At 58.8% G+C, this 13783-nt stretch carries 6 protein-coding genes and 2 rRNA genes; 1 reads left to right on the plus strand and 7 read right to left on the minus strand.

Going from position 1 to position 13783, the window contains the following annotated elements; translation table 11 throughout:
- Positions 1-372: 372 nt before the first annotated feature.
- The 5 genes from Q1A00_RS18065 to Q1A00_RS18085 form a co-directional block, all read right to left on the minus strand.
- A complete protein-coding gene (locus Q1A00_RS18065) occupies positions 373-2925 on the minus strand; it encodes a heavy metal translocating P-type ATPase (protein ID WP_299758300.1) in 2553 nt (850 codons plus the stop codon).
- 198 nt (positions 2926-3123) lie between these two features.
- A complete protein-coding gene (locus Q1A00_RS18070) occupies positions 3124-3348 on the minus strand; it encodes a heavy metal-associated domain-containing protein (protein WP_298403504.1) in 225 nt (74 codons plus the stop codon).
- A gap of 16 nt (positions 3349-3364) precedes the next feature.
- Positions 3365-3640: a metal-sensitive transcriptional regulator gene (locus tag Q1A00_RS18075; RefSeq protein ID WP_066789442.1), complete on the minus strand. Its 276-nt coding sequence runs from the start codon at positions 3638-3640 to the stop codon at positions 3365-3367.
- A gap of 504 nt (positions 3641-4144) precedes the next feature.
- The gene (locus tag Q1A00_RS18080; RefSeq protein ID WP_298403507.1) at positions 4145-4969 is read right to left on the minus strand and encodes an ABC transporter ATP-binding protein; all 825 of its coding nucleotides are present in this window, start codon (positions 4967-4969) and stop codon (positions 4145-4147) included.
- A gap of 36 nt (positions 4970-5005) precedes the next feature.
- Positions 5006-6550, minus strand: coding sequence for an aldehyde dehydrogenase family protein (locus Q1A00_RS18085; RefSeq protein ID WP_298403509.1), 1545 nt, complete (start codon positions 6548-6550; stop codon positions 5006-5008).
- A 149-nt stretch (positions 6551-6699) separates the two neighbouring features.
- Here Q1A00_RS18085 and Q1A00_RS18090 point away from each other — a divergent pair, with 149 nt between their 5' ends.
- Positions 6700-10308 (plus strand): CHAT domain-containing protein, encoded by a 3609-nt coding sequence (locus Q1A00_RS18090; RefSeq protein ID WP_298403510.1) that lies wholly within the window; start codon positions 6700-6702, stop codon positions 10306-10308.
- Between the two features lie 55 nt (positions 10309-10363).
- On the opposite strand, the gene rrf is transcribed toward Q1A00_RS18090, so the two are convergent.
- Together rrf and Q1A00_RS18100 are read right to left on the minus strand one after the other, a co-directional pair.
- Positions 10364-10478, minus strand: a 5S ribosomal RNA gene (gene rrf, locus Q1A00_RS18095).
- 96 nt (positions 10479-10574) lie between these two features.
- Positions 10575-13510 (minus strand): 23S ribosomal RNA (locus Q1A00_RS18100).
- Between the last annotated feature and the right edge of the window lie 273 nt (positions 13511-13783).

Here is a 13783-nt window from a genome sequence, read left to right on the forward strand (position 1 = left end):
GGAGGCAGAGGGCGCAGAGGAGGAATGCACGCTGTTCTCTTTCCCATTTGACCAACCTCTGCGACCTTAGCAGGCTTGGCGGCTTTGCATTGTACCCCTTCTGCGCCTGTGCGGGTTTGGCAGCTTTGCGTTGTACCCCTCTACGCCTGTGCTGGCTTGACAGCTTTGCGTTAGCTGTGTGTCCAGCCTCTCCTCCGCTGGCAGAGGGACAAAGCGACACCCTCCCCGCGCGCGGCGAAACAATCTCCCACGCGCACGGAAGTATGCCTGAACAGGCGGGTTTCGCTACAGCAAGAGATTGCTTCGGGGGCTGTAACCACTCGCAATGACAAGAGGAAAGTCGCCCTCGCAGTGACAGAAGGGCGCATCACTTTATCCCAACCGTATCCCTCGCAACCGCAACGAATTGCTCACCACAAACACCGATGAAAAGGCCATCGCCGCCGCTGCCAGCACCGGGTTCAACTGCCAGCCGGTCAGCGGGTAGAAGATACCAGTCGCCACCGGAATTAAGCTCACGTTGTAGGCAAAGGCCCAGAACAGATTCCAGCGAATGGTCCGCACCGTCGCCCGGCTAAGAGCAATCGCCTGCGCCACTCCGCGCGGATCGCTGCGCATCAAGGTAATATCCGCTGTTTCCATCGCTACATCGGTACCACTACCCATCGCGATGCCGACATCGGCCTGTGCTAGCGCCGGGGCGTCGTTGATGCCATCGCCAACCATGGCCACCCGTCGCGGTTTGCCGCCAGCTTCGCCCTGTTGCAAACGGGTTACGATGGCTGCCTTCTCGTCGGGTTTAACCTCGGCATACACTGCGTTGGCTGGAATGCCCACCGCTGCCGCGATTGCTTCGGCTGTCCGCTGGTTATCACCGGTCAGCAACGCCACCCCTAAACCGGCCCGGCGCAGCTCAGCGATAGCCTCGGCAGCGGTTGGCTTAACGGTATCGGCTAGCGCGATCACCCCACACGCCTCACCATCAATCGCAACCATAATGACCGTCTTGCCGCTAGCCTGTAACTGATCGACCGTCGCTACTAACCCGGTCACATCCACCCCACGCTCGGTCAGCCATGCCGGCGTGCCGATCAGTATCGTTTGCTCGTTCACTTCAGCCTCGACGCCAGCCCCGCTCAATGCCTGAAACCGGGTGGGACGCTCGATCGATAAGCCGCGCGCCTGCGCTGCCTGTACGATCGCTATTCCCAACGGATGCTCGCTGCGGCTCTCAGCAGCGGCAGCCAGTTGCAACAGCACCAGATCAGCCGGCAACTCTGTCGCGCCAGCAGACACCAACACCGGTTGCGCCACGGCCACAATATCGGTCACTTCGGGCCGGCCATTGGTGATGGTGCCAGTCTTATCGAACACCACCGTCTGCAAACTCGCCGCCCGCTCCAATGCTTCAGCATTGCGAATTAAGATCCCGTGCGTTGCCCCAGCACCAGTGCCGACCATGATCGCTGTTGGTGTCGCCAAACCGAGCGCGCATGGGCAAGCGATGACCAGCACGGCCACCGCGAAGATCATCGCCTGCGTGAGGCCGGCCCCGGCCCACAGCCAACCGGCGAAGGTCAGCAGGGCAATCACGATCACGATCGGCACAAACACGGCTGAAATCCGGTCAACCAGCGCCTGCACCGGCGCTTTCGAGCCTTGCGCCTCTTGCACTAGCCGTACAATCTGGGCCAGCGCCGAGTCTTGGCCAATCCGCGTTGCCCGCATCTGGAAGCTGCCACTACGGTTGATCGTCCCGCCAAAGACGGTATCGCCGGCTCGTTTCTCGACCGGTAGACTCTCACCGGTGAGCATGCTCTCGTCAACGGTTGATTCGCCTGTGACGATAACGCCATCGACCGGAATCTTTTCCCCCGGCCGCACAATCACCATCTCGCCCGCCCGCACCTCGCTCAGCGGCACATCAACCTCTTGCCCACCGCGTAATACCCGCGCCGTCTTTGGTTGCAAACCAATCAACGCCTTGATCGCAGCACTGGTCTGGCTCTTCGCCCGCGCCTCAAGATACTTGCCGACCAGAATTAAGGTGATGATCACCGCCGCCGTCTCGAAATAGACATGACCGGGAGCGCCGCTGAGCAAGAGCGCGACACTGTAGAAATAGGCTGCTGACGAACCAAGTGCGATCAGGGTATCCATGGTCGCTGTGCGCATGCGCAGCGCCCGCCACGCATAACGGTAGAAGTCACGGCCTGAATAGAACTGCACCGGCGTCGCGAGGATTAAAAACAGCCAGTTGAGCAGATCGTCGCGAGCAGCGATCATGTGCATCATGTCGGTTATTGATGAACCGGCCATTGCCGCCGCCATCGCTGCCCCTTCGCCGATCAGCCACGGCACGATCAGACCAAAATCACGCGCCATCGAGAGCACAAACAGTGGCAAGCTAAAAACCACGCCAACGACTAGCCGGCGTCGGCGTACCGCCATCTCGTGCGCCCGTGCCCGCGCCTCAACATCCTCTGTCTCGGTAGCGGTTGCCGCTGGCGTAATCACACCGTAGCCGGCTTGCTCCACCGCTTTGACCAGTTCGGCCCGATTGACCATCCCCGGTGCGTAGCGCACCAACCCCAGCTCACTGGCCAGATTGACCTCGGCGCTCAGCACTCCCGGCACCTTGCGCAGCGCCTTCTCGACCCGCGCCGAACAGCTCGCACAGGTCATGCCAGTAATGGCCAGCGTGATCTCATCTGTAACCACGCCGTAGCCGGCCTCCTCGATCGCCGCTTGCAACACCGCCGGCTGCGCCCGTGCCGGATCGAACCGCACCAGCGCATGCTCGCTGGCCAAATTGACTTCAGCGCTCAGCACTCCCGGCACCTTGCGCAGCGCCTTCTCGATCCGCGCCGAACAGCTCGCACAGGTCATACCGGTAACGGGCAGGATGATTTCACGTTCGGCCATAGTGGTCACCTTGGATGAATTGGGTTTGAATTCATTGGAATGGCGCCGCACAGCCGTGCGGCGCTCCTAACACGTAACTCCTAACGGGGTCACATTGTCGTAACTGGCCTGCTCGATCGCGGCCTGCAACGCCGCCGGCTGCGCCTGAATGGGGTGGAGCTGTACAGCCGCGGGCTCTACGGGATGACAGAACGACGCCTAACACGCAATTCCTAACGGCGTCACATCGTCGTAACCAGCCTCTTTGATCGCCATCACGATCTCGGTAATATCAACATCATCATCATGCACGACGGTCACAATCTTGTTGGTCAAATCGACTTCAACCTGCGACACGCCAGCTAGTGCGCCGACCTCTTTCTGCACTGCATGGACACAATGCTGGCACGACACCCCCGGAACGCGAAACTGCTCTGTCACCATTGGCTCGCCTCCCTCACTAACGATGTGTGCTTTCAAAGACCTGCAACAACTCGGTGAGCACTCGCTCACGCTCGCCGACGTCCTCGCTTCGGATCGCAGTCGTAACGCAACTGCGCAAATGGTTGGCGAGGATGACAGCATCAAGCTTGGCGAGCGCCTGCTGGATCGCGCGCGTCTGATTGAGCAGATCGATGCAATAGGCATCCTCTTCAACCATGCGTTGCACGCCGCGAATGTGGCCCTCAATCGTTTTGAGGCGGTTGAGGATCTGCTGCTTGTGCTCGTGATCCATCGGCTCACCTCCTTCCAGTTTGGCATACCCCCTCCCCCGGGGGAGGGGGTGATGCAGGCAGTATAACACACTCGATCATCGTTAGGCAAGCAATCCTTGCGTTATTGGCTATGACCGGATCAACGCCATCTCATTCCGCCCAAAACAGCGCTCCTCTCCCGTATGGGGGGAGAGGAGCGGAAAGAATTTGGTTGATCATAACCGTTGATCGCTGTGCAATGCCTCAATGCTTGGCTCTTCGCTCCCCTCTCCCGCCGTGCCGGAGAAGGGCTGAGGTGATGACCACCGAGCAGAATAACCTCAAAGATGCACAAACGATGCAAAACATCTTAATAGTTTCTGTGCCTTCTGTATCTTTTCGTGACGATTCAGCCCGCGCAGCGGACTTCGTACCCCTAGTCTGGCCCTGACGGGCCGGGTTCCGGATCAGATGGTCTATCCGCTCCCCTCTCCCGCCGCGCCGGAGAGGGTCTGGGGTGAGAACCATTACGAAATGACGACTGATTAACCATCGCTCCGTAACACAGCCCGCACCTCGGCCACCAGCCGGTGCAGATGCTCGTCATCGCGCAATTCGGCCCGGCGCGGTCGCCGCAGATCAATCGGCACCTCCGCCAACACCTGCGCCGGTCGCCGGCTGAGCACAACCACCCGATCAGCCAACAACACTGCCTCGGCAAGGTTGTGCGTTACCAGCAACACCGCTGGCGCCGGCTCGATCGTCGCCAACAGATCGAGTAGCTCGCCCTGCAACTGCTCACGGGTTAGTTCATCGAGCGCGCTAAATGGCTCATCAAGCAACAGCACCTGCGGCGCCAGTGCCAAGGCGCGCGCCAACGCCACCCGTTGCTGCATGCCGCCCGACAACTGCCGTGGCAAGCGGTTTGCCGCGTCACTCAAACCCATCCGCGCCAACAGCTCAGCTACCCGCCGGGCGCGCTTGACCGGCGGCCAACCAGCCAACTCGAGCGGCAGGGCCACATTCGCTGCCGCATCGCGCCATTCGAGCAGAGCCGCAGCCTGAAACGCGATCCCAAACCGATGCTCGCGCCGCGCTTGCGCTGGTGATACGCCAAACAACCGCACTCCGCCAGCATCTGGCTGCTCTAGGCCGGCAATGATCCGCAACAGTGTGCTTTTCCCGCACCCGCTTGGCCCAACGAGCGCCACAACCTCGCCCGCAGCCACCGTCACATCGACACCGGCAAGCGCCTGCACCACACCGGTGCGCGTTGTATAACGCTTGGTCACTGCACAGACATCGATCGCATAAGGGGCCGAGAAGGCATTGTGCAGCGCAAAGCTCGTCTCATTAACGGTAATGACCATGTCCTGTCTATAATACCTTTGCACCTGTTCGGCGCCTCACCGTTGCTCCGGCAATAGCGTATAGTCAGGGAAATTCCCGTACAACCGCTCACCCGGCGCGCCAACGGTCACCGAATCAACCAAATACTTCCCACCGACAAAGCACCCCTTCCACGACGCGCCCATCCCGCCAAACACCTCATCGCGATCGCCACGCGAGCGCATTTTGTTGATTCCAACCTTGAATGCACGTAGCTCGCTCGCGATCATCTGCCCCAATTTCGGATCGTCGGTCGCGATTGACGAAACGAGATTGCCATTCGAGATGTTCATCTCGCTGATCAGCTCATCAATGCTATCAACAATCACAATCGTATCAACCGGACCGAACGGCTCGTTGTGGTGCAACCGGCAGTTGCGCGGTACGTTCAGCAAGGCAATCGGCGCCATATAAGCCGAAATGTCTTGGTCAGGCAGGAATAACGCCGGATTCAGTTCACCTTCATATACGCAAATTGCCCCAGCACCGAGTGCCTCGCTGTAGAGCACGCGCAGCTCTTCCACCTTCTTCGCATTGATCAAAGGGCCAAAATCGAGCTTGGGCAGCGGATCGCCGGGTCGATCCACTAAGACGGGATTACCGATCTGCAAACTCTTCAACACTGGCAGATATATATCGAGAAACTTGGGGAAGAGTCGCCGCTGCACGACATAGCGGATGTAGGCAGTACAACGCTGTTTCCCGTAAGCAAACCCTTTCTTGATCTGCTGTGCGAGATTCGGCCAATCCGAGAAATCCCAGATACCGTAACAGTTGACGCCTTCCATCTCGAGCATATAACGCTTGTTGCGGTCGTAAAGCGAAGCGGCAATATCACGTCCATTCGTCTTACCGCCAACAAATGCTAAACAGGCTACGTCAGCATTGCGCACGAGCGCATCGCTCAGCGCGCCGCCCGATCCGCTCACCAACGAGACCGGCAATCCTGCTCGCCGCGCGATAGCAAACCCAAGCGTCAAAGCAAACAATCCTCCATCTGAAGGCGTCTTAGCAATCACCGCATTGCCAGCCAGCGTTTGCACCAGCACTGCATGCATCAACACCGAATAGGGATAGTTCCACGAAGCAATGTTTGAAATCAGACCGAGCGGACGGCGACCGTTCATCATCCATTCGATCTGCTCAATGTACCACTCCACGCCGCTAATGCAGCGATCGACATCATCGCACGCCAAATGGTATGGCTTACCAATTTCCCACATGAGCAAGTAGGCGATCAGATCACGCTGCTGACGCAAACTGGCCAATGCTTCGCTCACCCGCCGGCGCCGCTCGTCGAGATCAACCTGCGACCATGTTTCGTGTTCGCGCGCCGCAAACCGCACCGCTCGCTTGGCCGTCTCGAGATCGATCATTGGCATCCGCCCTAACTCACTGCCGTCGATCGCCGTGCTGTAGTGCTTGCCATGTCCCGGCCAACCCCACACCCCTTCGATCAAATTGAGCACGTGACCATCAGCATTGAACGCTTCTGGCGCTGCCGCTCGCAATTGCGCCATCAAACGCGGCCACTCGCACTCTGGTGCAATGATCTTGCTCATGCTGCTCCTCTTCCGGCACTGTGATATTTCGCACAATCACAGTATAACATGCCTTGCTCGCATCGTCATTTGCTCATTCCTTACGCCCTTATAGCCCTCTTAATGCTACACTATAATGCAATCTGAACCAACTCCATGGAGCAAAACGTATGGAGCGCCGCACAAACATACTTGTCCGGCCACGACGACAAGATCGCCGGCCCGGTACTTCTAGCGCTTACATCATCGAGCTTGAATTTGGCGATGGCCGCCGGCTAGTGTCAACCGAAGAGGTGGCTTTTAACCTCCCTCCGCCAGAAACAACCGACCCGGACGCCATCAGCCGGTACGGTCAAGAATTGTTTCGCCGGCTCTTTCCGGGCCGGTTAGGCCATGCATTTCACGTTGCCCGGCAAATCGCATTGCAACAACAAGAACCGCTCCGCCTCCGACTTGCGCTTGACCCGCTCGATGGTGAACTCCAAGCGATCCCTTGGGCACTGCTCCATCTGCCTGCCCCCGACAGTCAGAGCCGGCCTCTTCCTGTTTCCACCAGCGATCATATCCTCTTTTCATGCTACGTTGACAGCGAGCAATTTCCGCTCAGCGACCCGATTGAACATCGCCCGATCCGTATGCTCTTGATCCTTAGCGAACCGAGTGATCTTGAGCGGTGGGGCCTATCTGCATTTGACCGCAAAGCCACCGAACAAGATTTTCGCCAGCGTTTCCGTCCATTCGTTGATACCGGCCAACTCAACTTCGAGATACTGCCTATCGCCGAAGAAACCGCGCTGCAAGCTGCACTTGAGCGTGGTTCCTTGTCCAACGAACGCGAACGCGGCTTCGATGTCGTCCTGTATCTAGGCCATGCACTCTTTCTGCCCCAACACGGAACCCGCCTTTTGCTCGAACACGGACCGCAACGACGAGGCCGGCTCTTCGATGGGAAAGAACTAGCACGTGTGTTAGCCACATTGCCAGCTTCGCACAAACCGGTATTGATCGTGCTGGTAGCGTGCAACAGCGCCACCGTCGATCTCCAAGCACCTCTCAGCAATCTGGCTGTTCGCCTGATAGCCGAAAGCGGCATTCCAGCCGTGCTCGCGATGCAACGCTTAGTGGCCATCGAGCTTGCACGAGCTTTCACCCAGCACCTCACCGAGATGCTGCTGCGCCACGGCCTCATTGATCTTGCGGTGGCCACCGCCCGCCGGCGGATCTATCGGCCAGATACGATTGGCTGGAGTACACCGGTTCTGTATACCCGCCTTAGTAGCGGTCGCCTTTTCCAACCGAGCGTTCTGCTCAGCTATATCGAATGGGTCTTGCAGCAAGATGAGATCAGACGCTGGGCCGGAAATGAATACATTGATGTTGGTTGCCTCGAGATACCCTACGGCCAACATTGGCAATTTCTCTACCGCCGGCCCGAAAACGCCCCTCAACCTAGCTCAACGCGCGATACACTAATAAAACTGATCACTAGCCACACAAGCGACTCGCCCCCATTCATCGCTCTCACCGGCTCACATCAGTCCGGCCAAACGACGATCCTCCGCCGCGTTTGTTACGATCTTGCCCGTAACGCGCTCTTTGACATCAATGCCCCGGTTGGCGTACTTATTTCCCTTGCCGGCTACGAACAGGCACGCGGCGAGCCGCGTCTCCATCATCACATCGTCGAACAGGTACGCCTTCAGCATCCAGCGTTCGCCGATACCCTCGACCGCCTGTTCTACGGTTCATTTAGCCGCAACACCCAACGCCCGCGCCTTGCGTTCCTGCTCGATGATCTTGAGCAAGTTGCCGAATCGCACTGGAAAGATCTCATTCGTGATCTGAACACGTTCCGCGCACGCTTACCTGATCAGATATTCGTCGTCGCAGTACCCCAAACCTTTGCGTCGCTGACATTCGAACATCAAGCGCAGATGCTAGCTATTCAACCCCTCGATGAATCAACCATCGTCGCCCACATTCGCCAACGTGATCACCGGCGCGCGCGCACGCTCCTCGAGCGAATGAGAGATTATCGCCTCTACCATCTCGCCAGCGACCCGCGCATGCTGCAGTTGATCGTTAATCGTCTCTCTGACACCAATCAGCGTCCGGTCACCTATTACCACATCATTGATGAATTTCTCACCCAAGAACTCCGTGATCTCGATCAGCGGTACCAGATGGGTGATGTCGCCCGCGAAAGCCTCTACTCTATCGCGTGGCACATACGCTGGAATATGAGCGATTATCTCTCGATCAGTGAATTGTTCACGATCCTCGCTGCAGCGCGACGCAATCGCGACTACAGTCTCGAAGATCTGTTTCGCCAATTAAGCAATACCCAGCTCATTACTATTGCCGGCCAACGCGACATTCGCTTTACCAATCAGGCTGTCGCTGCCTACTGCGCGGCGCAGGCGCTCTATCGCGCACCCGATCGCCAACAACGGTTAGCTGACATTGTCGCGTTGTGCGCTGATGTTGAACGCCAACGTTGGTGGGAAGACGTTCTCTATGCGCTGGCCAGTCTGCTCGATAAACCCGACGAATTGCTCAGTTGCATCGCTAGCTCTCTTCGCAATGGCAACCACCGAGTTGCAGTGCTGGCTGCCCGCTGTCTTGAGGCATTGCCTGATGAAAAACTTCAGTTAGTGCCGCTTACATTGCGTAATGAATTGATCGACAATTGCCTCGTTCATGTCAATGAACAACGAGAACCGAGCGCGGAGCGGCGTGAATTGCTCGTCAGCACCCTTGGCAAAATCAATCATCCTCAAATTCGCCAGCAATTGCGCCGGATACTTGTTGACAAGGTGCGCCAAACGAGCAACGGCCTGCGCTACGAATATACCAATGTGCGTATCGCGGCTGCCCGCGCGCTCCGTGATCTCTATCTGCCTGACTTTCGTCGTCAGCGGAACCCCTCTCAAGCAAAAGAAGCATTTGATCGAGACACTATCTCGCTCAAACAACTCCGTGACGATCGCCCGCTTATTGAACTGATGCATTGCTGGTTACAAGGTGAAGGGGGAAGGCAGGAACTTCGCCACCGACTGATGACATCGCCACTCCCGCACGAACGTGCCATTGCCGCCTTTGCCCTAGCAGATGTAAGCACATCACCAGCGCAACAGTCATGTGACGCGCGCGTCTTACTGCGGATCATTACTCATCCTACCGATACGTCCGGCACAAAAATCAGTGACGACTGGATTGACACAATGTGGTCAGCAGCCGATGCGCTTACCTTATTTGATGCAGAATATGTCGCGCCCTTAATTGCCGCACTGATTCGCTACAAACGCAGCATGCCCAATCCAGCCGCTCAACAACTAGCGTATCTTGTTGGCCGTCTACGTATGAACCAGCCGTTTATTATCGAATGGCTCATCAAACTGTTGATCACGAATCCAAGCCAGAATGTCAAAGCGCGCGCCTTGCAATCACTTGCTTGGATGGGAAGAGAAGTGGCCCAGCGCACGATCGCTATCATCAGTAGCGAGGGGAATGATACGCTAACGATTAAACAGTTTATTGAAGAGCTTGCCCTCTGGCGGCAACAACTGCCACGCTTTAGCGTTGGAGACTTTCGGCTCGACACACCGGTGAACGCCCCAGACCCTATCTATCTGCGACGTAAAGCAATAGAGGCATTGGCATGGATTGGTGATCGCCAGACATTACGTGAATTAGATACTGAATGCCAATATTGGCCACTTGAACTGCGTACCCAGTGGTATATTTCGCGCGACAGCATTCAGCGACGGATCAGGTGAAGCAAACATAAACACCGTCCGCAACTAATAATAGTTACAGACGGTGTTCATCGGTCGGGTGCGTGGACCTAGGTTCCCAGCGGAGAGCCGCCAGTAGGATCGGCGCTGCGACGTTTCACGACCCGGTTCGGGATGGGACGGGGTGGGTCCGCCGCGCTCCACACACACCCAATGGCTGAAAGGACCACGTGCGTCGTCCCTTCACCCCTCACGCGATTGCGTATCTTCTGTGTCTCACCATCGTCCTGCCCCGCCTTCGCCACGACGGAGGGAAGCCCTCGTCCCTGCGCACCGGTCGCCTCTACGGGTCGCCCCGCCTCCAGCTCCGGCCGCTTACCCCGGTCATCTCCCGGGGGACTTACCAGCCTGTTGCTGCGAGAGCACTCATCTTGCGGCGTGTTTCCCACTTAGATGCTTTCAGCGGTTCTCACTTCCGGACATAGCTACGGAGCCTGCAGGCCGCCCCACAACTCCTCCACCAGCGGTCCGTCCAGCCCGGTCCTCTCGTACTAGGGCCAGCCCCGCGCAGTGCTCTAGGCGCTCAGAGCGGATAGAGACCGAACTGTCTCACGACGTTCTGAACCCAGCTCGCGTGCCGCTTTAATGGGCGAACAGCCCAACCCTTGGGACCTACTTCAGCCCCAGGATGCGACGAGCCGACATCGAGGTGCCACGCTCCGCCGTCGATATGAACTCTTGGGCGGTCTGAGCCTGTTATCCCCGGGGTAGCTTTTATCCGTTAAGCCACTGCCCTTCCACCCGGTACAGTGGGATCACTACGGCCGACTTTCATCCCTGCTCGGCCGGTCTGCCTCGCAGTCAAGCGCCCTTCTGCCGTTGCACTCCACGGCGGATGACCATCCCGCCTGAGGGCGCCGTTGCGCGCCTCCGTTACCTTTTAGGAGGCGACCGCCCCAGTCAAACTACCCGCCAGCCACCGTCCCAGCGTCCGCCGGTGAGGGCAGCGCACCCGGAAGAGTGGTATTTCACCGTCGGCTCCAGCCAGCCCGCAAGCCGGCCTTCTCCGCCTCCCACCTATCCTACGCATCCGACTGCGCGGCCCGATGGCAAGCTGTAGTAAAGCTCCACGGGGTCTTTTTGTCCCGCTCTGAGTTGGCCGCATCTTCACGGCCACTGCAATTTCACCGAGCCCCCAGTTGAGACAGTGCCCAGATCGTGATGCCTTTCGTGCGGGTCGGAACTTACCCGACAAGGAATTTCGCTACCTTAGGACTGTTATAGTTACAGCCGCCGTTTACCGGGGCTTCGGTTTGGAGCTTGCACCCCTCCCCTTAACCTTCCGGCACTGGGCAGGCATCACCCCCTATACGTCGCCTTTCGGCTTCAGCAGGGAGCTGTGGTTCTGGTATCCAGTCGCCCGGGCCTGGACCCTGCGGCTGCCTCGCGCTCCACCCGCAAGGGGCTTCACGCTACACGCAGCACCCCTTCTTCCGAAGGTACGGGGTCAATTTGCCGAGTTCCTTAACTGGGGGTCACTCGTCCACCTTGGTCTCCTCGACCTGTCTACCTGTGTCGGTTTGCGGTACGGGCGTGGGTGGTCTCCCGAGCCGGCCTTTCGTGGCTGCACAGGCGCCTCGCCATTGGCAGTGGGTTGCCCCACTCCCTTTCACTCGCCTCTCGGTCAGCGCCGAACGGGATTTGCCTCGCTCAGCTCCCTACCAGCTTGGACGGCGCTCGTCTCGCCGCGGCGACTACCCCTCAGCATCCGGCCTTGGTCAAACGACCGTCCCACGGTACAGGACTATCAACCTGTTGTCCATCGGCATTCGCGGTTGCTACTGCCTTAGGCCCGACTACCCTGCCGCGGTGCATCCGTGCGGCAGAACCCTCAGACATTCGGTGGCGATGATTGCCACATCGCTTCTCCGTTACTCATTCCGGCATTCGCACTCGTCAGCCCTCCACCGACGCTTCCGCGCCGACTTCACTGCGCTGACGACGCTCCCCTACCGTTGACCAGCGGCCAACCCGCAGCTTCGGCGCATCGCTTTGCCCCGTTACAGCCTCGGCGCAGCGCTGCTTGACCAGTGAGCTGTTACGCACTCTTTCAAGGATGGCTGCTTCTAAGCCAACCTCCTGGTTGTCTGAGCGGCGCCACAACCTTTCCCACTTAGCGATGACTTGGGGGCCTTAGCTGGCGGTCTGGGTTGTTTCCCTCTCGACGACGGATATTCGCACCCGCCGTCTCACTCGTGGTGCGCACGCGCGGCATTCGCAGTTTGCCGTCGCTTGGTAAGCGGTGAAGCCCCCGCACAACAACAGCGCTCTACCTCCGCGCGTCCCTGCCCACGGCTGTACCTCAATACATTTCGGGGAGAACCAGCTATCTCCGTGTTCGATTGGCATTTCACCCCTACCCACAGCTCATCCGAGCCTTTTGCAACAGACACCGGTGCGGCCCTCCACGTCCTGTTAGGGACGCTTCAGCCTGGCCATGGGTAGCTCACACGGTTTCGGGTCTATCCCCAGCGACGGTCGCCCGCTTCAGGCTCGCTTTCACTCCGGCTCCGGCTGAACCTGCCTTAACCGCGCCACTGAGGATAACTCGCCGGATCATACTCCAAAAGGCACGCGGTCACCGGTTGCCCGGCTCCCACGGCATGGAAGCACACGATTTCAGGGTCTCTTTCACTCCCCTCGCCGGGGTGCTTTTCACCGTTCCCTCACGGTACTGTGCGCTATCGGTCACTGCGTGTAGCTCGCCTTGGACAGTGGTCTGCCCAGCTTCAGCCCGGGTTCTTCGTGCCCGGACCTACTCAGGAACGTGTCACCACGCTAAGGTCGCCGGCTACGCGACTATCACGCTCTGCGGTGCAGGGTTCCACACTGCTTCGCCGCACGACGGTCGCGTGGTGCAGGAGCGCCAACTCCTGCCTGACACGTCCTTCAACCCCGTGGCCGCAACGCTTGGCGGCTTGGCACGGCCACGGTTTAGGCCTCGCCCGGTTCGCTCGCCGCTACTACGGGCGTCGTTCGCTCTTCCTCCGGCTACTGAGATGTTTCAGTTGGCCGGGTTCCCGCTCCCGAGTGGGAGCGCCACCTGACGGTGGCGGGTTGCCCCATTCGGAGACCTCCGGATCACAGCCTGCACGCGGCTCCCCGGAGCATATCGGTGCCGTGCCCCGTCCTTCTTCGGCACGCAGCGCCGTGGCATCCATCGTGTGCTCATCATGTCTTCCCTCCGTCGTGGCCAAGGCGGCCCGACGGAACCATCGGCTGCGGTGGACGGCAGCCCGATGGTGAGACAATATTAGAATGCTCGTTTGCAATCGCGTGAGTTGTCAAGGTACGACCGGCCCGACGGCGAAAAAAAGCGGAGCAGGCAAGATGCGCTGCGCCGGATGACGACGGGCCATTTGGTGCGGAGCGTGCCACGTGGGCCGTCCTCCGTGTCAACCGCGATGCGATTGACGATGGGGAGTATAGCAACTCTTGCCCGATTTGTCAAGCGGCT

Source organism: uncultured Chloroflexus sp., from assembly GCF_938091255.1.
Lineage (GTDB): Bacteria > Chloroflexota > Chloroflexia > Chloroflexales > Chloroflexaceae > Chloroflexus.

Excerpts from the sequence above, each read along its gene's own strand:
- Q1A00_RS18065 (WP_299758300.1), bottom strand. The coding sequence starts at position 2,925 with ATGGCCGAACGTGAAATCATCCTGCCCGTTACCGGTATGACCTGTGCG.
- Q1A00_RS18070 (WP_298403504.1), bottom strand. The coding sequence starts at position 3,348 with ATGGTGACAGAGCAGTTTCGCGTTCCGGGGGTGTCGTGCCAGCATTGT.
- Q1A00_RS18075 (WP_066789442.1), bottom strand. The coding sequence starts at position 3,640 with ATGGATCACGAGCACAAGCAGCAGATCCTCAACCGCCTCAAAACGATT.
- Q1A00_RS18080 (WP_298403507.1), bottom strand. The coding sequence starts at position 4,969 with ATGGTCATTACCGTTAATGAGACGAGCTTTGCGCTGCACAATGCCTTC.
- Q1A00_RS18085 (WP_298403509.1), bottom strand. The coding sequence starts at position 6,550 with ATGAGCAAGATCATTGCACCAGAGTGCGAGTGGCCGCGTTTGATGGCG.
- Q1A00_RS18090 (WP_298403510.1), top strand. The coding sequence starts at position 6,700 with ATGGAGCGCCGCACAAACATACTTGTCCGGCCACGACGACAAGATCGC.